Genomic DNA, 18,790 nt, shown 5'->3' with positions numbered 1-18,790 from the left:
TCTACGCTCCCGAAAAAGGAGATGCTATGAGCCAGTCCCGTTTCGGCGCCTTCGATCAGATCGGCTTCCTCGTCGACGATCTCGACGCCGCGGTCGCGCGCTGGATGGCGCATTCGGGCGTCGGCCCGTGGACCGTCTTCCGCAACGTCACGCTCGACGGCGCCTATCGCGGCGCGCCGACGACGGTCGGGATCGACGTGGCGCTCGGCTATCAGGGCGATGTCCAGATCGAACTGATCGAGGCGACCGACGCCGCCGCCTCGCCCTATCGCGCGGCGGACGGCAGCCGCCTGCTCGGCCTCCACCACCTCGCCCGCATCGTCGACGATCTCGACGCGGCGGTGGCGGCGGCGCAGGCCGGGGGCATGGCGCTGGTCTTCGCGGCGCGGAATCCCTCGACCCGGGTCGCCTATCTCGACGTGCCCGGCGATCCCGGCACGCTGTTCGAGTTCATCGAGGGGCCCGGCCTGCGCGAGATGTGCGATGCCGGGATCGCGGCGGCGCGCGCCTGGGACGGCAGCGCGGCGGTGACGGTGATCGACCTGGCCTGATGTGAGGAAGCGGCGCCCACCCCCCTTGGTGGACGCCGCCCTGTTCGTCGCCGCGCAGCGCGCTACTCGGCGGCGGTCGCCATCGCCTGGTCGTCATTGGCGATGCGCGGATCCTCGCTGACGGCGGTCGTCCAGGCCCACTCGCCGGGCGGCGGCGGGTTGGTGATGCCATATTCCTCGCGGATGTCGCTGACCTTCCAGTCGAGATAGTCGCGATAGGGGATCAGGAAGAGCGGGTGCTTCCACGCCCGGCCCTGCGCCGCGCCGATATCCTCGGCGTCGAGCTCGACCTTGAACGCCTCCGGGTAGAACAGGCCGCTCTTCATCGTCGTCTTCGCCTTCAGATAGGCGCTGACCCGGTTGAAGAAGGCCGCCAGCTCGGGCCGGAAATATTGGTAGAGCGCGCGCGCATTGGCGGCGAGCAGCGCGACCTCCCCGGCATGGTTGGTCTCGAAGCCGGTGATCATGTGCTCGATGTCGTGGGTATGGGTCCGCTCCTTCATGTAGAAGTCGAAGTCGGTCTTGATCTCCATCCCCTGGTAGAAATGGTCCATGTTGTAGCCGCTGTGGACGACGAAGTCGTAGATCACCGCGCGCAGCGTGCCGGGCTCGGCGCCCTTCAGCTCCTCGGTGGTGAACAGCGAGACCTTGCGGCCTTCGAGCCAGGCCTTGAACGCGGGCAGGCGCGCCTTCTCCTCCTCGAACAGCTGGAAGATGCGCGGCCAGTCCTCGAGCTCCATCAGGATCTTGACGACATTGGGGATGAAGGCGGTGTTGGGCAGGTCGGGCCCGTTCCGGCGCAGCATCTCCTGCGCGATCAGCACGCGCAGCTCGCCATGGTTGAGATAGGGCGAGGAGCTGATCAGCGTCGAGCTCCGCGTCGTATATTGGATGTCGCTGGCGTTGTAATAGGCGAAGTCGGCGTCGCTGACCTTCGAGGCGATGTCGTTGTCCATGTCCGCTCTCCTGCAAGCTGTCCGCCAGCCTCTCCATGCCGGCGTCGCGCTATTTCGGAACCTATTTCACTTATTCCCGGCGGGCAAGGAAAATGCGCCGGGCGGATGGCGAAACGCGCCAATATTTCCTAGGGTTTGCTACGCAAAACGGGAAAATGGAGAGAAATATGGAATGCGACCGGCTGGCCATCACCAACCAGCTTGCGCGATTCGCGCGCACCGTCGACTCGCGCGACTGGGGCGCGGTGGGGGAGGTCTTCGCCGACGATGTCAGCTTCGACTATGGCGACGGGCGCGAGCAGAGCGGGATCGCCGCGATGCGCGCGCAGTTCCGCGTCTTCCTGGGCGGCTGCGGGCCGTCGCAGCACCTGATCGGCAGCATCGCGATCGAGCTGGACGGCGATGCGGCGATCAGCCGGGCCTATGTCCAGGCGCGTCACCAGGGGCGCGGCGACAAGGCCGACCGGATCTTCGACACCCATGGCGACTATGTCGACCGTTGGGCCCGCACCCCCGCCGGCTGGCGCATCGTCCGGCGCGACGCGCGCTGGTCGATGCATGTCGGCGATCCGAGCGTGCTCGCGCCGGGCTGAGGCGCGGCGCGGGGCGGGCGCGGTACGGCGATCAGGGTCGGATCGACGCGCCGCCGTCGACCGCCAGCACCTGGCCGTTGATCCACTCGCCGTCGGCCGAGAACAGCATCGCCACCATCGCGGCGATGTCCTCGCTCTCGCCCAGCCGCCAGTGGCGGTGCGCGGCGAGGACCTGTTCCTGGAAGGCGAGCGGCATCGATCGCTTGATCTGGTCGGTCAGCACCATGCCGGGGGCGATGGCGTTGGCGCGCACCCCCTCCTTGCCCCAGCGGCTGGCGATGTGGCGGACCAGCGCGTTCACCGCCGCCTTGGTCATCGCATAGGCGACCCGCTCGGGCTCGCCCATATGCGCGGCGGAGGAGGAGGTGACGACGAAGGCGCCGCGGTTGGCGACGAGGTGCGGCAGCGCGTGGCGGGCGCAGGACAGCACCCCGCGCATGTTGACCGCGACGGTCGCGTCGAAGACGTCGAGCGGGATGGTGAGCGCGTCGCCGTCCTCGCGGATCGCCACCATGTTGGCGGCGTTGGCGTGGATGAAGTCGAGCCGGCCATGGGTCTCGACGGCGGCGGCGACCAGCCGGGCGACCGAGGCGTCGTCGGCCTGGTCGTAGCCGAAGCCGGTGACACGGCCGCCCTCGGCCGCGATCGCCCGCGCGGCGGCGACGGCCGCATCGCCGTCGAGATCGCCGAGCAGCACCGATCCGCCCTCCTGCGCCAGCCGGCGCGCGGTGGCGGTGCCGATGCCGCCGGCCCCGGCGACGACGGCGACCTTGCCTTCGAGCCGGCGCATCAGGCCCATTCCGCCATGCCGACGATCGCGGGATGCGACCAGGCCGGCGGATCGGCCGGCGGCAGCGGATCGCGCCCGTCGAGCGTTCGCACCGCGAGCCCCATATCGTGCGGCCACTGCATCGAATAGGCGATCCGCCCGGTCCGCTCGGCGGCGGGGAGATGGCACATGTCGAGCACCGTCGCGGCGAGATAGGCGACGTCCTCGGTCGGATAGTCGGCAGGGATGAGCTGGTCGGCGCCGGGCGTGCGGATCGCGGTCGACGGCGCGACGACGTTGACCGCGACATTGGCGTCGATCAGTTCGGCGGCGAGGCCCTGGCTGAAGCGGTTGAGCGCCGCCTTGACCGAGGCATAGACGGTGTCGCCGCCGGCGCGCGCATAATCGGGATAGGGGCGGGTGGGCGGCAGCGCGGTGACCGACCCGATGTTGACGATCCATCCGCCGCCGTTCGCCCGCATCCGGGGCGCCGCCGCGCGGCACAGCGCGAAGGGGACTTCGAGATAGTGGAGCAGGGTGCGGCGGAAGCTGTCGTCGCTCATCGCCTCGACCCGCGCATAATCGGCGAAGCCGGCATTGTTGACGAGGATGTCGAGCCGGCCCGCCGCCGCGACGGCCCGCTCGACCAGGGTGGCGCGGTTGCCTTCGTCCTCCAGGTCGGCGGGAAGCGCGATCGCTCGGCCGCCGGCCGCCTCGATCAGCGCGACCGTCTCGTCGAGCGTCCCGGCGATCACCTGCTCGGCGCCGAAGCGCTTCTGCACGGCGGGGGCGCCGGCCGAGCGCGCGGTGACCACCACCGTCGCGCCGGCCGACGCCAGCCTCTGTGCGATCGCCCGGCCGATGCCGCGGCTGGCCCCGGTGACCAGCGCGGCCCGGCCGTTCAACTGCGGCTGCACCATCAGAAGGCGAAACCCAGTTCGACGCCGTAGGTGCGGCCGCGCTCATAGCTGCCGACCAGCGACAGCACCGGCGCGCCGAACGAGATATACCGCTTGTCGAACAGGTTCTGGCCGAAGGCCGAGAGCGACGCCCTGGTCCCGCCGATCGGGATGTCGACCAGCCCGAAGCGCCCGTCGACCAGCCAGTAGCCGGGCTGGCGGTTCTCGTTCTCCAGCACGACCTGGCCCGTCAGGTTCACGAACGGCGTCGAGGTGAGATAGTAGCTGCTGCGATAGCGGCCCTCGATCCGGCCTTGCAGATGGCTGCCGTTCGCGAATTCCGGCGCGTCATATTGCGCCGCGACCCGCGCCGTCCATTTCGAGTTGTAGGTGGTGCGCGCCACGTCGGCGACGTCGATCCCGTTCAGGATGAACGTCTTGTAGTTGAGATCGGCGTAGCCGACATTGCCGCTGAGCACGAGGCCGCGCACCGGGATGACGTCGGCCTCGACCTCGAAGCCCTTGATCGACGCCTTGCCGGCATTGTCGAAGAACTGGCGGCCGTTGATGAAGTTCTGCGTCTGCAGGTCCTTGTAGTCGCTGTAGAAGGCCGCGACGTTCAGGCGGACGCGGTTGTCGAACATCTGCGTCTTGGCGCCCAGCTCGTAGGAGACCAGCGTCTCCGGCTTGTAGGGGATGCCGCTGAGGATGCCGCCCGCCACATAGCCGCTCGATATCTTGGCATAGGCGGTGGCCTGGTCGGTCGGCCGCCAGGTCAGGATGCCGGTATAGTTGAGCTTCTTGAAGCTGACATTGTACTTGCCGACGCCGAGCTGGCCGCCCTGGCCGCCCGATATGGCGTTGATCGCGAGGTCGCGGTCGTCGATCGTGTAGCGAAGCCCGCCGGTGACGTCGACGCGATCGCCGAGATGGACGGTGAGCTGGCCGTAGCCCGCCCAGGAATCGTTGATCGACACCGTGTCGGTGACGCCGCTGCCGAACGCTGCGTCGAGCGGGCTCGGCACCACCAGGCCGCCGGGGATCGGTTCGAGGATGCCGAGGATGTCGGTCGCGGGCGAGCGCTCGTGGAAATAGAAGGCGCCGGCGGTCAGCTCATAATGCTCGCTGTCGAGCTGGATCTGGAACTCCTGGCTGAACTGCTTCTGGCTGGTTTTGCGCGCGGTGAGCAGCGAGAAGAAATAGTCGTTCGGCCCGGGGATGTTGGCCGGGTTGAACAGCGCCGCCTGGATCTGCGCCGGGGTGAGGCCCGGGGTGATCAGCGCGCCGAGCTGCCCGAAGGTGAAGCGCAGCCCGCCCGAGGCGGCGAGGTCGTAGATGTTCGGGTCCTGCCTGAACTTGCGATAGGCGGTGATGCTCTTCACCGTCACCAGGTCGTTCGGCTTCACCGCCAGGGTCAGGCTGTGGCCCTGCGTCACGACATGCTCCTCGCTCGTCGCATTGGCGACCGCGGACAGCCGGGCGTTGGGGGCGATGTTGGTGACGCCGCCGAAGAAGGGCTGCAGGTCGACGATCGGCTGGAGCAGCGCGCCCGACGAATCGGGGATCACGCCCAGGCTCTGGATCGCGCGGCCGGTGGTGCGGGCGTCGGTATAGTCGAAGCGATAATCGGCGGTGAGGTTGCCGAACTCGCCCCGGATGGCGAGCTGTCCGCCGTCGATGTTGCGGCGGCCGAGCTTGCGCGCGAAGGTCTCGGTGCCGAAGCGCGGGTCGCGCAGCGCCAGGTTGATCGTCTTGCCGCCGATCAGGTTGGTGTAGTCGCCGTCGATCTGGTCGTGCAGATAGGCCAGCTTGACCGAGAAGGGGCCGAAGGCGGGCAGGTTGATCACCGCCTTGCCGCGGATCGCCTCGCCATTGCCGTAGGAGCCGGTGGCGCGGACGCCGAACTCGCCGGTCGGCTCGGCGCTGACCAGGCTGATCGCGCCGCTGGTCGCGTTGCGGCCGAACAGCGTGCCCTGCGGACCGCGCAGCACCTCGACCCGCTGGATGTCGGCGAGGTCGAAGATCGAGCCGACGGTGCGGCCGATATAGACGCCGTCGAGATAGATGCCGACCTTGGGATCGACCGCGTTGTTCGACACGCCCGAGGCGACGCCGCGGATCGCGATCGACGGGTTGCTCTGGAGGCCCTGGTTCTGGATCTGGAGGCTCGGCGCGAGGCCGGCGAGGTTCTTCACATTGGTGACGCGCAGGTCGTCGATCTGTTCGGCGCTGATCGCGGTGACCGCGACGGGGACCTTCTGCAGGCTTTCCGCGCGGCGCTGCGCGGTCACGACGATCTCCTGCAGGCCGTTGACCCCTTCGGAGTCGGCGGCTGCGGGTGCGGTCTGGGCGGCAGCGGTGGTGGCGAACAGGGACACGCCGGCCAGCGCCAGCGCGGTTATGGTGAAGCGCATGTAATCCTCTCCCGGATCGACGCTGTTATGGTCGGCCGTGCCACGCCCGTATCGGGTTCGCGACGGCGGCTTCGAGCAGTGGAACGGCCGCGCGACGATGGTCGCCACGGCGTCGCGATGGGCTCAGCCCGTTTCGTCGCGATGCGTCGACATTCTTCCCTCTCCCTTTCGACTTGCGCTGAATAATGATCTATCGTTTACGCAAGTGAGGAATGTATCGTCACTGGAACAGCCAATCCAGTCAAATTTGGACCGCTATCGACGAATTTCGACATTGATCGGCAGGAGAGGGCACGGAATGGCGCAGGCAATGGCGGGCAAGGTGGTGATCGTGACCGGCGGCAGCGACGGTATCGGCCGGGCGACGGCGGTCGAACTGGCGCGCGAAGGCGCGCATGTCGTGATCTGCGCGCGGCGGCGGGAGGTGCTGGCGGAGGCGCACCAGGCGGTCGCCGCGGCCGGATCGGTCGAATCGCACATCCTCGACGTCGGCGACGCGTCCGGCTTCGCGGTCTTCATCGCCGGTATCGCGACTCGCCACGGCCGGCTCGACGGGCTGGTCAACAATGCGATGGCGGTCAGCTACAAGATGATCGCCGACCTCACCCTCGACGACTGGCGGCACGATTTCCGCGTCAATGCGGAGGCCGTGTTCATCGGCACCCAGGCGGCGATGCGGGTGATGATCCCGCAGGGGTCGGGGGCGATCGTCAACATCTCCTCGCTCAACGGGCTGCGCGCGATGCCGGCGATGGCCAGCTATTCGGCGTCGAAGGCGGCGCTGGTCCATTTCAGCGCGGTCGCCGCGGCGGAGGCGGCGCCGCACGGCGTCCGCGTCAACGTCGTCGCGCCGGGCCAGATCATGACCCCGGCGACCGAAGCCTTCGCCGCCGCCGATCCCGAGCGCAACGCGCGCGTCTCGGGCGCCATCCCGATGGGGCGCGGCGGCCGGCCGGAGGAGATTGCGCATGCGGTGCGCTTCCTGCTGTCGGACGACGCCTCCTTCATCACCGGGGTCTGCCTGCCCGTCGACGGCGGCAAGTTGCAGCAGCTCTACGTCCCGGCCTGACGCGGGGCGAAGGCGGCGCCGGTCAGGGACCGATCAGCGGGCGCATCGAGCGCGCGACGGCGAGGATGGCGTGCCATTCGCCGGGCAGCGCGGCGGTCCGCCGGTCCTCCAGCTCGATCGCGCGCAGGTCGCCGCGGAAGCGCTCGATCAGCTCGCGGACCCGGGCGACGCCGAGCGGCGACAGCTTGCAGGTCTCTGCGCCGAAGATCGTCGCCGGGTCGCCATAGTCGATGGTGACGAACAGTTGCTTCAGGTGGCGTTCGAAATGGCGGCGCATCGGCGCGCGCTGCCAGGCGTGGGACGGGCTCAGCCGCGCGCGCAGCCGCCCGCCGGGCAGCCGGTCGACCAGCGCCAGCCGTTCGAGCCGCGCGACATGCTGCTCGACCACCTCGGGCGGGATGCGGAAGCCCTCGGTCGCCTCGCTCGGCGGCCAGCCGTTGACGATCAGGAAGAACACCGTCGACAGGCTCGAATCCTGGGTCAGCGCCTCTTCCTGGGCCAGCGTCAGATGGTCCTCCGCCTGCGCGGACAGGCGGCTGTCGTCGGCCAGTTCGGTCAGGCTGGTGTCCGCCAGCCGGCACAGATGGGCGAGCGTGTTGAAGCTGAGGCCGCGGCCGTGGAGCCAGCGCTTGACCGTCGCCGACCCGACGCCGAGCTCCTCGGCGAGCCGCGCCTGGGTCCAGCCCGCGCCGCGCAGCGCGCGCCGCAGCGCCGCCAGAAGCGAGGCCGCCTCGCCGTCGACGGGATCATTCAATGAGGCATCTGGCATCGTCCGATGATCCATGGGGGGAGAGTGCGAGCGACGGCCCGGGGAGGCAAGCCTAATCTCGACCCTGCGATATCCACCCGTCTCTCGACGCGGACGGTGGGATTTCCACCCCTTACTGGTCCGGTCATCGGCGACGATGGCCGGATCTTTGTATCCGGCTCAGCGGCCGCCGTTGACCGGGATGTCGATGCCGTTGACGAAGCCCGCGCGCGGATCGGCGAGGAAGGCGACGGCATGGGCGATGTCGGCGGGATCGCCGATCCGGCCGGCATGGTTCGCGATCATCCCGTCCTGGACGTGGCGAGTGATCGAATCCCAGTCCTCTTCCCAGCCGTTCGCCTGGGCCATCTGCTTGAGCCAGCGATCGGGGCCGGTCGAATGGGTGAGGCCGGGGCTGATGCTGTTGGCGGTGATGCCGGTCCGCGCCAGCGCCATGGCGAGGCTGCGGGTCAGCGATCGGATCGCGAGCTTCGACGCCTGATAGTCGGGGATGATCGCCATCGGGAAATCGGCCGATTCGCTCGACAGCTGGATCAGCCGGCCCCAGCCGGCCTCGCGCATCCCCGGCACCGCCAGCCGGACCAGCCGGACGATCGAGCCGACATTGGAGTTGTAGGTCGCGTTCCAGGTGTCGGCGTCGGCGTCGAGCCAGGGGGTGGTGCCGCCGCCCGCCGATTCGCCGCCGGCATTGTTGACGAGGATGTCGATCCCGCCGAGCGCCGCGACCGCGCCGTCGAACACCGCCCGGGCGCCGGCATCGTCGGACAGGGTGCCGGCCACCGCATGGACGGCGCCGCCGGCCTCGGCGACCCGATCCCGCGCCGCCGCGAGCCGCGCTTCGTTGCGGCCGTGCAGGCAGACGGCGGCGCCGTCCTGGGCGAGGCGGAGCGCGATGCCCTCGCCCAGCCCCGCGCTCGACCCGGTGACCAGCGCGCGCTTGCCGGCGAGCGGACGGCTCACCCCTCATGCTCCAGCTTGATGCGGGTCAGCCGCGTCGCCGACATCAGCCAGCGGTCGCCCACCTTCGTGTAGCGATCGGCATAATGGCCCCAGCCGTGCATCCGGCCGGCGGGCAGGACGGGGTGGCCCTCGGGTATCCACAGCCAGTCCTCCATCGACCAGATCGCCGTCGCCTCGGTGGGGGAAAGCACGTCGATCCGCGGCATGTAGCCGAAATGGGCGGTCTTCACCTGCGCCAGCACATAGGCGTTGTTCGCGGCGAAGGCCCTGGGGTCGTGCGACAGCAGGTCGGGATTATGCGGCTCGACCGCCTCGCGCATGTCGGTTTCGGCGTCGGGCGTGAAATTGGCGACCAGCGCGTCCCAGTCCTGTTCGTCGATGCAGCGGAAATATTCGGCCTTGCAGCGCTTCACCCCCTCGATGGCGAGCAATGTGTCGATCGGGTTCATGCCGCCGCCCTTTCGCTGAGATAGGTCGCGCGATAGTCGGCGAAGTCCTGCTCGACCTGCTCGCGGGTCAGCCCGAAATCCTCGAGCGCATAGCGGTGCGGCGCGCGGTCCTCGCGCTTGTTGGCCTCGACCCACTCGGCCATGCCGGCGACGATCTCGGGGGTGACCGCGATCCCCGCCTCGCCCAGCACGCGGCGGCCTTCCTCGACCGGCCGGGTCGTCGTGTCGGTGTAGCGGACGTCGATGAAGCTGGCCGAGCCGGCCCGCGCGCGCACCGCCATGAACAGGTCGAGCAGCTCGGCGAGCCGCTTCTCCCAGAAGGCGCCGATCTTCCGCCGGTCGACGGTCGAGGCCATGTGGTAGAGCGTCGTCATCATCGAGCAGTAGGACGGCACGGTCTGCACCGGGTCGCGGTGCGTCATCACCACCTTCGCCTCGGGGAAGGTCTCCAGCACCCCGTCGAGCGCCATCAGGTGGCCCGGCGTCTTGAGCACCCACTTCGCCCCGCGCCGCGCCGGGTCCTGCCATTGCAGCGACTGGAGGATCTGCTTGAGGTCGGCATAGCAGCGGGTGCGGCTGTTCTCGACCAGCCAGCGGGCATAGCTCGGCACATGGTACATCCCCTCGATCATCGTCGAGGAGAAGAGCAGGCCGAGGATGATCAGCTCCTCGTCCGACTGGTCGATGCTCATCGGGTGGATCGACATCAGCTCGGGCGCATGGTCGAGCATATAGGCCATGTAATGGCTCGCCGCCTCGCGCCGCGCGTCGGGCTTGCCGCGCTCCTCGCCGGGGAAGGGGGCGTAGTTCTGCGCCTCCCACCATTTCACCCCGGTCATGCCGGGGGCCGAGGACAGCATGCGGTGGAGCATCGTGCTGCCGGTGCGGGGCAGGCCGACGACGACCGCCGCGACGTCGACCGTCTCGTCGAGGATCTCGGGGTGGCGTATGATCAGGTCGACATGGCGCAGCCGGTTGGCGAGCGCGGTGACGATCATCGTCTCGGCGCCGGCGACGCCGACCTCGGTCAGCTCGGCCTCGTCGTTCAGCACCGGGATCAGCGCGTCGAGATTCTCGAAGATCCAGGGATCGCCGAAATCGTGGAGCCCGGTGGCCTGCTCGGCGCGGGCGGCCAGCGTCGCCCGATCGCTCACTCTGCTCATCGCATATCTCTCCTGATCGTCAGACGCCGTAGCCGCCGGCCACCGCGAGCTGCTGCCCCGTGGTGTAGCCCGCGCGCTTCGAGGCGAGGAACGAGACGGCGTGGCCGATCTCCTCCGCCGTGCCCCAGCGCTTGAGCGGCAGTTGCGCCTGCACCTCCTTGACCCATGCGTCGTCGAACTGGCCCTGCGCCAGCAACTCGTGGAACATGCCCGCGTCGATCACGCCGACCAGCACGCTGTTGGCGCGGATGCCGTGGCGGCCCTCCTCCTTGGCGATGCCGCGCACCAGCGACTCGTTGGCGGCCTTGGGCGCCACCGACAGGCCGTCGCGCGGCGGCCAGTAGAGGTCGCCCGCCGATCCGAGATGGACGAAGGCGCCGCCGCCCTCGGCGCGGAAATGCGGGATCAGCGACTGGGCCGCGGCGAAGAAGCCGTTCACCTCCACCGCGATCGCGCGCTTCCATTTCTCCAGCGGCGTCTCGGACAGGTGGAGCTGGTCGACCAGCGGGCCTGCCGCCCAGACCAGCGCATGGACCCGGCCATGCGCGGCGATCGCGGCGTCGCGCGCGGCGTCGATCGTCGCGGGATCGGTGGCGTCGACCGGATGGAGCGTCACCGTCCGGCCATGGCCGCGCAGTTCCTCGGCCAGCGCCTCGGCGGCGTCGCGCTTGCTGCGGAAGCAGAGCGCGAGATCGCTGCCGTCGCGGGCGAGCGCGCGCGCCGACGCGGCGCCGAGTCCGCCCGTGGCGCCCAGCACCATGGTCGCGCCGCTCGGAAATGTCTGCTCGCTCAAATTCGCCTCTCCTTCGGTCGTCTCGGTCCGCAATGTGCGGTTCTGTATCGGTTGTCTGCATGAATTGCAGATTCATATGGCTAAATCAACACGCATAGCTTGACATATTGGCGTGAAATGTCGAGGCTTGCGTAGCAGAGCCGGGGAACAGCCGGCCGTCGACGGAGGGACCGAATGGCAAGACTCGCAGGCAAGGTAGCGATCATCAGCGGCGCGGCACAGGGCATGGGCGCGGCGACCGCACGCCTGTTCGCGGCCGAAGGGGCGAAGGTCGTCATCGGCGACGTGCTCGACGAGAAGGGCCGCGCGGTCGCGGCCGAGCTCGGCGCCGACGTCGCGCTCTACCAGCATCTCGACGTGCGCGAGGAGGAGCAGTGGGCGGCGATCGTCAAGGCCGCCGTCGATCGGTTCGGCAAGCTCGACATCCTCGTCAACAACGCCGCCGTCACCCATTTCGGCGCGTCGGAGGAGCTGCGCAAGGAGGATGCGGAGCGCGTGCTCGGCATCAACCTGATCGGCACGATGATGGGCGTGAAGCATGCGGTGCCCGCGCTCAAGGCCAATGGCAGGGGGGTGATCGTCAACATCTCCTCGGTCGACGGCTTGCGCGGCTGCAACGGCCTGGTCGCCTATACCGCCAGCAAATGGGCGGTGCGCGGCATCACCAAATCCTATGCCTATGAATTCGGCCCGCTCGGCATCCGCGTCGTCTCGATCCATCCGGGCGGCGTCAACACCGAGATGGGCAATCCGGGGCACGAGTCGGTCGAGACCGTCAATGCCCGCTCGTTCGGCCGGGTGCCGCTGCAGCGGATCGGCGAGCCCGAGGAGATCGCCCGCGCGACCCTGTTCGTGTGCAGCGACGAGGCGAGCTACATCTCGGGCGCCGAGATCGCCGTCGACGGCGGCTGGACCGCGGGCCATTACGAGCCGGCGCTGCCCGGCTGCCCCGACCATCTGAGGGGCTGACCGTGGCGGCGCTCGACGGCAGGACCGCGATCGTCACCGGCGCGGGGCAGGGCGTCGGGCGCGGCATCGCCCTGGCGCTGGCGGCGGCCGGCGCGCGGGTCGCGGTGGTCGGTCGCACCCTCGACAAGGTGGAGGGCGTCGCGGCCGAGATCGGCGACGCCGCCCGCGCCTTCCGCTGCGACGTCAAGGACGCCGCGTCGATCGACGCGCTGGTCGCGGCGGTGGTGGGCGCGTTCGGCGGCATCGACATCCTCGTCAACAATGCGCAGGAGGTGCCGCTCGGCCCGCTCGCCGAGGTCAGCGACGAAGCCTTCGCCGCCGGCTTCGAGTCGGGCCCGCTCGCCAGCTTCCGGCTGATGAAGGCGTGCCACCCGCATCTGAAGGCGTCGGGCCAGGGCGTGATCGTCAACCTCGCCACCTCGGCCGCGGTCCGCTGGGACATGAGCGGCTATGGCGCCTATGCCGCGGTGAAGGAGGCGACGCGGATCCTCACCCGGGCGGCGGCGGCCGAATGGGGCGTCGACGGGATACGGGCGCTGACGATCGCGCCGCATGCCGATTCGCCGGGGCTCAAGGCCTGGATCGAGGGCCGGCCCGAGGAGGCGGAGGCCTTCTTCCGCACCATCCCGCTGCGCCGCATCGGCCGCTGCGAGGAGGATATCGGCCGGGCGGTGGCGGCGCTGTGCGGCCCCGAATTCGGCTATTTCACCGGCGCCACCGTCCCGCTCGACGGCGGGCAGGCCAATTTCGACTGAGGGGACCGGGATCATGAGCATCGCCTTCACCCCCGTGACGGTCGGCCCCGTCACCCTGCCCAACCGCTTCATCCGCTCGGGCGCGAACGAGATGATGACGCTGCGCTCGATCCCGACCCGGTCGCTGCTCGAATTCCACCGCCGGCTGGCGGCGGGCGGCGTCGGCATGACCACGCTCGCCTATATCGCGGTGTCGCCCGACGGGCGGACCTTCGCCGGGCAGGGCGTGCTCGACGCCGCGAGCGTGCCGCATTATCGCGCGATCGCCGACGCGGTGCATGCCGAAGGCGCGCTGATCTCCGCGCAGATCACCCATGGCGGCAGCTTCGTCCAGCACAAGGAGCTGTCGACCCCGCGCGCCATGTCCTCGTCGGGCGGCATCGACAAGATGGGCGTGCTGATGGGCCGCTTCTTCCAGCGGCGGATGACCCGCACCGACATGGACATGGTCCGCGACGAGTTCGTCGCCGCGGCGCGGCTGGCGGTCGAGGCCGGGTTCGACGCGGTCGAACTGCACATGGGCCACGGCTATCTGCTCAACCAGTTCATCTCGCCGCTCTCGAACAAGCGGCGCGACGCCTATGGCGGCAATGCCGGGAAGCGGGTGCGCTTCCCGGCCGAGGTGCTGGCGGCGGTCAAGCGCGCGGTCGGTGACCGGATCGCGGTGCTCGCCAAGATCAACCTCTATGACGGCGCCAAGGGCGGCGCCACGGTCGAGGACGGCATCGTCACGGCGCGCGCGCTGGAGGCGGCCGGGGCCGACATGCTGGTGCTGTCGGGCGGGCGCAACATCGAATCGAGCTACGTCATGTTCTCGAGCCCGCTGCCCTATGACGACCTCGCGAAGATGCAGGGCGGCTGGCTCGCCAAGCTTCAGTTCAAGCTGCTCAAGATGGCGACGCCGAAGACGGTCCGCTTCTCCGAACTCTATTTCCTCGATGCCGCGCGGCGGGTGCGCGCGGCGGTCGGGTGCCGGCTCGGCTATCTCGGCGGGGTGCTGTCGCTGCCGGCGGCCGAGCAGGCGCTGAACGAGGGCTTCGACGCGGTCGTCATGGCGCGCGCGCTGGTCCATGATCCGGCGCTGGTCGCGAAGTGGCGCGCCGATCCCGCCCATCGCTCGGCCTGCAACGCCTGCAACCGCTGCGTCGCGGCGATGTACGGCGGCGCGGGCACCTATTGCACCGAGACGGGCAACGCCATCGATATCAGGCTCAACGGCCTCCATGCAGGAGAGGAATGGACGGATGCTGCTTAAGGACAAGGTGATCGTGATCAGCGGCGTCGGGCCCGGCATGGGCCAGTCGCTCGCCAGGATCGCGGCCGCGGAGGGCGCCAAGGTCGGCCTCGGCGCGCGCAACAAGGCCTTCCTCGACGAGGTGGCGGCCGACATCCGGGCGAAGGGCGGGGAGGCGATCGCGCTGCCCACCGACGTCACCAGCGCCGAGCAGTGCCAGGCGCTGACGAAGGCCACGCTCGACGCGTTCGGCCGCATCGACGGGCTGATCAACTCGGCCTACGCCCATGGCGAATGGAAGCCGACCGACATCGCCAATGTCGAGGAATATGCCGACGTCTTCAACGTCAACTGCGCCGGCGCGCTGCGCATGGCGCAGGCCTGCCTGCCCGGGCTGAAGGCGTCGAAGGGGGCGATCGTCAACGTCTCGACCATGTCGACGGTCAATCCCTTCCCGGGCGAGGGCGCCTATTCGGCGGGCAAGGGCGGCATGAACGCGCTGACCCGCCACATGGCGAAGGATTTCGGCCAGCACGGCATCCGCGTGAACGTCACCCGCATGGGCTGGATCGGCGGCGCGCCGGTGTGGGGCCATATCGACCGCGAGGTCGCCGCCGGCCGCGATCGCGACGAGGTGATCGGCGAGATCACCCAGCGCATCCCGATCGGCATCATCCCGCCCGAGGAGGATTGCGCCAAGGCGGTGCTGTTCATGGTCTCGGATTATTCGAAGGTGGTCTCCGGCGCGTCGCTCGACGTCAACGGCGGCCAGTATATGGCGCCATGAGCGGCGCCGACCGGCAGGCGCCGGGCGAGGCCTGGCGCCAATTCTGTCGCCGGCTCGAAAAGGCCGGCGACCTCGTCTTCAACGCCGAGGTGGCCGGAACGCCGATCGACCAGGTCGAGGGCTATCGCTATCTCTCGCGCCTGCTGCGCATCGCGCTCGACATGCACATGGAGAATGCCGACCCCGATTTCCCCGGCTTCTACCAGGCGTCGCACCCGACCGCGAAGATCGGCGCCGACAATCCCGACAATCTCTACCTCAACGCCTCGATCAGCGGCGCGCGGCGCTACCGCATCACCGGCCGGCGCGGCAGCGTGCCGATCCTGAGCTTCGGGTCGAAGGCGAACCGCTATGCGGTCGACGGGACGATGGCGTCGACCGGCGAGCTCGACGCCGCCGACATCCGGTTCGAGCCGGACGGCAGCTTCGAGATCATCGCGTCGAAGGAGAGGGCGAACGGCAACTGGCTGCCGCTGGCCGACGACAGCTCGATGCTGCTGGTCCGGCAGACCTTCCTCGACCGCGACAGCGAAGTGCCGGCGACGGTGAGGATCGAGGCGATCGATGCCCCCCGCGCGACGCCCGAGCCGCTGACGCTCGGCAAGCTCGAACAGGGTTTCGACAGGGCGGTCGCCTTCGTCGAGGGGACCGCGAAGACCTTCCTCCACTGGGCGGACCTGTTCAAGGCCGAGCAGCTCAACCGGCTCGCCACCACCGACCAGACGATGTTCTTCAAGGCCGGCGGCGATCCGACGATCCACTATCTGCACGGCTATTGGAAGCTGGCCCCCGGCGAGGCGCTGGTGATCGAGACGCCGGTGCCCGACTGCACCTTCTGGAACTTCCAGCTCGACAATATCTGGATGGAGTCGCTCGATTACCGTTTCCACCGGATCCATGTGAACAAACATGGCGCGCGGACCAATGCCGACGGATCGGTGACGATCGTCGTCGCCGCGCGCGACCCCGGCTACGGCAACTGGATCGACACGGCGGGACATGACCATGGCACGATGCTGCTGCGCTGGACCGGCGCGACCGAGCATCCCGTGCCGCAGACGAAGGTGGTGAAGATCGATGGCTAGTCTGGAGGAACGCATCGCGCGGCTGGAGGCGGAGAGCGAGATCCGCAAGCTCAAGGCGCGCTATCTCAACGCCTGCGACGCCAAGGACGTCGAGGCGATCCGCGCCTGCTTCACCCCCGATGCCGATCTCGACTATCGGCCGGTGGGCAAATTCGGCCCCGACGGGCTGATCGAGGCCTTCACCCGGATCGCGGTCGAGAGCCCGATCGTCGACGTCCACCAGATCCACAACGGCGAGATCGAGATCGTCGACGCCGACCGCGCCACCGCGCGCTGGAGCCTGGGCTTCTCGACCTATGATCCGCGCACCGGCGGCTTCCGGCTGATCGGCAGCTTCTATTACGACGAATATGTCCGCACGGCCGATGGCTGGCGGGTGTCGAAGTCGCGCCACGAACCGCGCACGATCGTCGACGGGACGATCGGCGAAGGCGGTGTCACCGCCCGGTCGATACTGGGGTGAGGGTTCCGACTGCATTTTTCCGTCATTCCCGCGAAAGCGGGAATCCACGGTAACGGCACATCAGGTCTCTTGCGGGCCGCCGTCCATGGATTCCCGCTTTCGCGGGAATGACGGAAAGAATGGGTCCGAAACTCGCTCAGCGCGCCAGGAAGCCGCCGTCGATCGCGAGCGGGTGGCCGGTGATGAAGCTGGCCTTGTCCGACGCCAGGAAGACGACGCCGTCGGCGATCTCCTCGGCGCGGCCGATGCGGTTCATCGGGTGCATCTGCGCCATGAAGGCGCGCGCATCGTCGCTCATCGCCTCATTCTCGGTCATCGGCGTGGCGATCGCGCCGGGGCAGACGCAGTTCACGCGGATGCCTTCGGCCGCGTAGCGCATCGCCGCCGATCGGGTGATGCCGACCACGGCGTGCTTGCTGCCGCAATAGCCCGCGCCCGACAGGCCGACCATGCCGGCGACCGAGGCGGTGTTGATGATCGATCCCGACTTCTGCGGCGCCATGTGGCGCAGCTCGGCCGCCATGCACAGCATCACGCCGCGCTGGTTCACGGCGACGACCCTGTCGTACAGGTCGACCGATTCCCAGGGGGTCGTGTAGTCCTCCAGCGACACGCCGGCATTGTTGAAGGCGATGTCGAGCCGGCCCCATTTCGCGACGACGCCGTCGACCGCGGCGTCGACCGCCGCCTGGTCGGTCACGTCGAGCGACAGCGCATAGGCCTCGCCGCCCGCGTCGCGGATCGCGCGGACGGTGTCCTCGGGGTCCTTGAGATCGGCGACCGCCACCTTCGCGCCCTCGGCGGCGAAGGCGATCGCGGTCGCCGCGCCGATGCCGCCGGCGCCGCCGGTGACGAAGGCGATCCGGTTCTCGAGCAGCCGCGCCATGGTCAGAATCCCTTCATGTTGGTGGGGCCGAAAAAGGCCTGCATCGATACGACCTTGCCGTCGGCGCCGAACCGGAACAGGTCGATCACGTCGACCTGCATGCCGGGCTTGGCGAAGCCGACATGGAAGGCGAAGGCGGCGGTGTCGCCGGCGACGCGCACCGGCCCGTCGAGGTGGAGCCTGGCCCCGGTCTGCATCGACCTCGTGTAGAAGGCGCGGATCGCGTCATGGCCGACATGCGGCGGGGTGCCGATCGGGTCCTCGACCGTCGCGTCGGCCGCGAACAGGGCTACCACCATCTCGGGGTCGCCCTTGTCGAACGCCTCGACATAGCTCTGTACGGCGCGAACCATCTGGTCTGGGCTGGTCATGTCGGCTCTCCCGAAAAGTGCGATCATTCTCGTTCTGGATGTGGCGCGCGGAGCTCAGCTCCGCTTGCCGGGCGGATTCCCCTTGAGCACCGTCGCGCGGATATTGTGCGGATCGAGCCGCGCGATGATGGCGAGCTGCTCCTCGGTCGGCGCCGGGGTGACGGGCGGCGTACCGTCGACCAGCAGGTCGAAGCCGGTCGCCTCGCGCACCTGGTCGAGCGTCACGCCGTCGTGCAGCGACACCAGCCGGATCGCATGGTCGGGCCCGCCGAAGTCCATCACGCACAGGTCGGTGACGATGAAGCGCAGGTCGACGCCGCTGAAGTCCGCGCCCTTGAGGCGCCGGGCCGGGTTGTAGCCGACGCTCGACACCGACTGGACCTCGCCGGGGACGAAGATGCGCGTCGAATGGGCCGGCACGAACATCGAGTTGATGTGGTGGATCGTGTTGCCGGGGAAGCCGCGCGCGCCCAGCATCTGGACCTTGGGCTTGTCGAAGGTGCCGCCGACATAGGACAGGTTCATCTGCCCGAAGCGGTCGATCTGGATCGGCGAGACCAGCGCGTGGCGCCGCCCCGTCCACACCGCGCTGTCGAAATAGCGCGAGAAGGGCAGGTAGCCCGACGGCTTGCGGTCGTCATAGCCGCGCGGGCCGATCGGCACCGGCTCCTCGACCAGATAGGCCTCGCCGTCGGTCATCAGCAGCTCGGGGCTGTGGGTCGTCTTGGCGAGCCCCGCGGCGACGCGCGGGATCGGGCCGATGCCGGTGGCGACGATCTCGCCATTGTTCCGGAACACCTCGGAACAGGCGACGATCAGCAGTTCGGACAACATATGGTCGGGCGCGGTCATCGC

At 69.0% G+C, this 18,790-nt stretch carries 21 protein-coding genes; 9 read left to right on the top strand and 12 right to left on the bottom strand.

Going from position 1 to position 18,790, the window contains the following annotated elements; genetic code table 11:
- The first annotated feature begins 26 nt into the window (after positions 1-26).
- Positions 27-551: a VOC family protein gene (locus HRJ34_RS16135; RefSeq protein WP_029992932.1), complete on the top strand. Its 525-nt coding sequence runs from the start codon at positions 27-29 to the stop codon at positions 549-551.
- A 62-nt stretch (positions 552-613) separates the two neighbouring features.
- Here HRJ34_RS16135 and HRJ34_RS16130 read toward each other — a convergent pair whose 3' ends face one another.
- Positions 614-1,507 (bottom strand): hypothetical protein, encoded by an 894-nt coding sequence (locus tag HRJ34_RS16130; RefSeq protein ID WP_012049467.1) that lies wholly within the window; start codon positions 1,505-1,507, stop codon positions 614-616.
- A gap of 167 nt (positions 1,508-1,674) precedes the next feature.
- On the opposite strand from HRJ34_RS16130, the gene HRJ34_RS16125 reads away from it, so the two are divergent.
- Complete coding sequence (locus HRJ34_RS16125; RefSeq protein ID WP_030092459.1) at positions 1,675-2,100, top strand: nuclear transport factor 2 family protein; 426 nt, start codon at positions 1,675-1,677, stop codon at positions 2,098-2,100.
- A gap of 31 nt (positions 2,101-2,131) precedes the next feature.
- Here HRJ34_RS16125 and HRJ34_RS16120 read toward each other — a convergent pair whose 3' ends face one another.
- The 3 genes from HRJ34_RS16120 to HRJ34_RS16110 are packed head-to-tail and all read right to left on the bottom strand — an operon-like array spanning position 2,132 to position 6,182.
- Positions 2,132-2,899 (bottom strand): SDR family NAD(P)-dependent oxidoreductase, encoded by a 768-nt coding sequence (locus HRJ34_RS16120; protein WP_029992934.1) that lies wholly within the window; start codon positions 2,897-2,899, stop codon positions 2,132-2,134.
- Complete coding sequence (locus tag HRJ34_RS16115) at positions 2,890-3,789, bottom strand: SDR family NAD(P)-dependent oxidoreductase (protein WP_208631821.1); 900 nt, start codon at positions 3,787-3,789, stop codon at positions 2,890-2,892. Before HRJ34_RS16115 ends, HRJ34_RS16120 begins: the two co-directional genes overlap by 10 nt.
- Positions 3,789-6,182 carry a TonB-dependent receptor gene (locus HRJ34_RS16110; protein ID WP_208634379.1) on the bottom strand — a complete coding sequence of 798 codons (2,394 nt, stop codon included), beginning with the start codon at positions 6,180-6,182 and terminating at the stop codon, positions 3,789-3,791. Before HRJ34_RS16110 ends, HRJ34_RS16115 begins: the two co-directional genes overlap by 1 nt.
- Positions 6,183-6,492: 310 nt before the next feature.
- Here HRJ34_RS16110 and HRJ34_RS16105 point away from each other — a divergent pair, with 310 nt between their 5' ends.
- Entirely contained in the window at positions 6,493-7,251 is a 759-nt protein-coding gene (locus HRJ34_RS16105; RefSeq protein ID WP_226948813.1) for an SDR family NAD(P)-dependent oxidoreductase, read from the top strand.
- Between the two features lie 22 nt (positions 7,252-7,273).
- Here the strand turns inward: HRJ34_RS16105 and HRJ34_RS16100 are convergent, their stop codons facing one another.
- The 5 genes from HRJ34_RS16100 to HRJ34_RS16080 form a co-directional block, all read right to left on the bottom strand.
- The gene (locus tag HRJ34_RS16100; RefSeq protein ID WP_226948715.1) at positions 7,274-8,005 is read right to left on the bottom strand and encodes a helix-turn-helix domain-containing protein; all 732 of its coding nucleotides are present in this window, start codon (positions 8,003-8,005) and stop codon (positions 7,274-7,276) included.
- A gap of 174 nt (positions 8,006-8,179) precedes the next feature.
- Complete coding sequence (locus tag HRJ34_RS16095) at positions 8,180-8,980, bottom strand: SDR family NAD(P)-dependent oxidoreductase (RefSeq protein ID WP_208631819.1); 801 nt, start codon at positions 8,978-8,980, stop codon at positions 8,180-8,182.
- Positions 8,977-9,429 (bottom strand): nuclear transport factor 2 family protein, encoded by a 453-nt coding sequence (locus HRJ34_RS16090; protein ID WP_012049475.1) that lies wholly within the window; start codon positions 9,427-9,429, stop codon positions 8,977-8,979. Before HRJ34_RS16090 ends, HRJ34_RS16095 begins: the two co-directional genes overlap by 4 nt.
- Entirely contained in the window at positions 9,426-10,592 is a 1,167-nt protein-coding gene (locus HRJ34_RS16085; protein ID WP_208631818.1) for a sulfotransferase family protein, read from the bottom strand. Before HRJ34_RS16085 ends, HRJ34_RS16090 begins: the two co-directional genes overlap by 4 nt.
- Before the next feature lie 19 nt (positions 10,593-10,611).
- On the bottom strand, positions 10,612-11,352 hold the full coding sequence (locus tag HRJ34_RS16080; protein ID WP_012049477.1) for an SDR family NAD(P)-dependent oxidoreductase: 741 nt from the start codon (positions 11,350-11,352) through the stop codon (positions 10,612-10,614).
- Positions 11,353-11,559: 207 nt separating this feature from the next.
- Between HRJ34_RS16080 and HRJ34_RS16075 the strand changes: the two genes are divergently transcribed.
- The 6 genes from HRJ34_RS16075 to HRJ34_RS16050 are packed head-to-tail and all read left to right on the top strand — an operon-like array spanning position 11,560 to position 16,678.
- Positions 11,560-12,354 carry an SDR family NAD(P)-dependent oxidoreductase gene (locus HRJ34_RS16075; protein ID WP_012049478.1) on the top strand — a complete coding sequence of 265 codons (795 nt, stop codon included), beginning with the start codon at positions 11,560-11,562 and terminating at the stop codon, positions 12,352-12,354.
- Positions 12,355-12,356: 2 nt separating this feature from the next.
- On the top strand, positions 12,357-13,109 hold the full coding sequence (locus HRJ34_RS16070) for an SDR family NAD(P)-dependent oxidoreductase (RefSeq protein WP_208631817.1): 753 nt from the start codon (positions 12,357-12,359) through the stop codon (positions 13,107-13,109).
- A 13-nt stretch (positions 13,110-13,122) separates the two neighbouring features.
- Complete coding sequence (locus HRJ34_RS16065; RefSeq protein WP_208631816.1) at positions 13,123-14,364, top strand: NADH:flavin oxidoreductase; 1,242 nt, start codon at positions 13,123-13,125, stop codon at positions 14,362-14,364.
- Positions 14,354-15,130, top strand: coding sequence for an SDR family oxidoreductase (locus HRJ34_RS16060; RefSeq protein WP_208631815.1), 777 nt, complete (start codon positions 14,354-14,356; stop codon positions 15,128-15,130). Before HRJ34_RS16065 ends, HRJ34_RS16060 begins: the two co-directional genes overlap by 11 nt.
- Entirely contained in the window at positions 15,127-16,215 is a 1,089-nt protein-coding gene (locus HRJ34_RS16055) for a DUF1214 domain-containing protein (protein WP_208631814.1), read from the top strand. Before HRJ34_RS16060 ends, HRJ34_RS16055 begins: the two co-directional genes overlap by 4 nt.
- On the top strand, positions 16,208-16,678 hold the full coding sequence (locus HRJ34_RS16050) for a nuclear transport factor 2 family protein (protein WP_012049483.1): 471 nt from the start codon (positions 16,208-16,210) through the stop codon (positions 16,676-16,678). The genes HRJ34_RS16055 and HRJ34_RS16050 overlap by 8 nt, the downstream gene beginning before the upstream one ends.
- A 136-nt stretch (positions 16,679-16,814) precedes the next feature.
- On the opposite strand, the gene HRJ34_RS16045 is transcribed toward HRJ34_RS16050, so the two are convergent.
- From HRJ34_RS16045 to HRJ34_RS16035, 3 genes are read right to left on the bottom strand one after another with little or no spacing between them, the layout of a single operon-like run.
- Entirely contained in the window at positions 16,815-17,564 is a 750-nt protein-coding gene (locus tag HRJ34_RS16045) for an SDR family oxidoreductase (protein ID WP_030092307.1), read from the bottom strand.
- A 2-nt stretch (positions 17,565-17,566) separates the two neighbouring features.
- The gene (locus tag HRJ34_RS16040; RefSeq protein ID WP_208631813.1) at positions 17,567-17,935 is read right to left on the bottom strand and encodes a nuclear transport factor 2 family protein; all 369 of its coding nucleotides are present in this window, start codon (positions 17,933-17,935) and stop codon (positions 17,567-17,569) included.
- Positions 17,936-17,989: 54 nt separating this feature from the next.
- Positions 17,990-18,787: an acyl CoA--acetate/3-ketoacid CoA transferase subunit beta gene (locus HRJ34_RS16035; RefSeq protein ID WP_012049486.1), complete on the bottom strand. Its 798-nt coding sequence runs from the start codon at positions 18,785-18,787 to the stop codon at positions 17,990-17,992.
- Positions 18,788-18,790 lie beyond the last annotated feature (3 nt).

It is taken from the genome of Rhizorhabdus wittichii, from assembly GCF_017607425.1.
GTDB lineage: Bacteria > Pseudomonadota > Alphaproteobacteria > Sphingomonadales > Sphingomonadaceae > Rhizorhabdus > Rhizorhabdus wittichii.
The sequence above is the reverse complement of the archived record's forward strand: the minus strand, read 5'-3'. Positions and strand labels throughout refer to the sequence as shown.

Excerpts from the sequence above, each read along its gene's own strand:
- HRJ34_RS16135 (WP_029992932.1), top strand. The coding sequence starts at position 27 with ATGAGCCAGTCCCGTTTCGGCGCCTTCGATCAGATCGGCTTCCTCGTC.
- HRJ34_RS16130 (WP_012049467.1), bottom strand. The coding sequence starts at position 1,507 with ATGGACAACGACATCGCCTCGAAGGTCAGCGACGCCGACTTCGCCTAT.
- HRJ34_RS16125 (WP_030092459.1), top strand. The coding sequence starts at position 1,675 with ATGGAATGCGACCGGCTGGCCATCACCAACCAGCTTGCGCGATTCGCG.
- HRJ34_RS16120 (WP_029992934.1), bottom strand. The coding sequence starts at position 2,899 with ATGGGCCTGATGCGCCGGCTCGAAGGCAAGGTCGCCGTCGTCGCCGGG.
- HRJ34_RS16115 (WP_208631821.1), bottom strand. The coding sequence starts at position 3,789 with ATGGTGCAGCCGCAGTTGAACGGCCGGGCCGCGCTGGTCACCGGGGCC.
- HRJ34_RS16110 (WP_208634379.1), bottom strand. The coding sequence starts at position 6,182 with ATGCGCTTCACCATAACCGCGCTGGCGCTGGCCGGCGTGTCCCTGTTC.
- HRJ34_RS16105 (WP_226948813.1), top strand. The coding sequence starts at position 6,493 with ATGGCGGGCAAGGTGGTGATCGTGACCGGCGGCAGCGACGGTATCGGC.
- HRJ34_RS16090 (WP_012049475.1), bottom strand. The coding sequence starts at position 9,429 with ATGAACCCGATCGACACATTGCTCGCCATCGAGGGGGTGAAGCGCTGC.
- HRJ34_RS16085 (WP_208631818.1), bottom strand. The coding sequence starts at position 10,592 with ATGAGCAGAGTGAGCGATCGGGCGACGCTGGCCGCCCGCGCCGAGCAG.
- HRJ34_RS16080 (WP_012049477.1), bottom strand. The coding sequence starts at position 11,352 with ATGGTGCTGGGCGCCACGGGCGGACTCGGCGCCGCGTCGGCGCGCGCG.
- HRJ34_RS16075 (WP_012049478.1), top strand. The coding sequence starts at position 11,560 with ATGGCAAGACTCGCAGGCAAGGTAGCGATCATCAGCGGCGCGGCACAG.
- HRJ34_RS16065 (WP_208631816.1), top strand. The coding sequence starts at position 13,123 with ATGAGCATCGCCTTCACCCCCGTGACGGTCGGCCCCGTCACCCTGCCC.
- HRJ34_RS16060 (WP_208631815.1), top strand. The coding sequence starts at position 14,354 with ATGCTGCTTAAGGACAAGGTGATCGTGATCAGCGGCGTCGGGCCCGGC.
- HRJ34_RS16055 (WP_208631814.1), top strand. The coding sequence starts at position 15,127 with ATGAGCGGCGCCGACCGGCAGGCGCCGGGCGAGGCCTGGCGCCAATTC.
- HRJ34_RS16050 (WP_012049483.1), top strand. The coding sequence starts at position 16,208 with ATGGCTAGTCTGGAGGAACGCATCGCGCGGCTGGAGGCGGAGAGCGAG.
- HRJ34_RS16045 (WP_030092307.1), bottom strand. The coding sequence starts at position 17,564 with ATGGCGCGGCTGCTCGAGAACCGGATCGCCTTCGTCACCGGCGGCGCC.
- HRJ34_RS16040 (WP_208631813.1), bottom strand. The coding sequence starts at position 17,935 with ATGACCAGCCCAGACCAGATGGTTCGCGCCGTACAGAGCTATGTCGAG.
- HRJ34_RS16035 (WP_012049486.1), bottom strand. The coding sequence starts at position 18,787 with ATGACCGCGCCCGACCATATGTTGTCCGAACTGCTGATCGTCGCCTGT.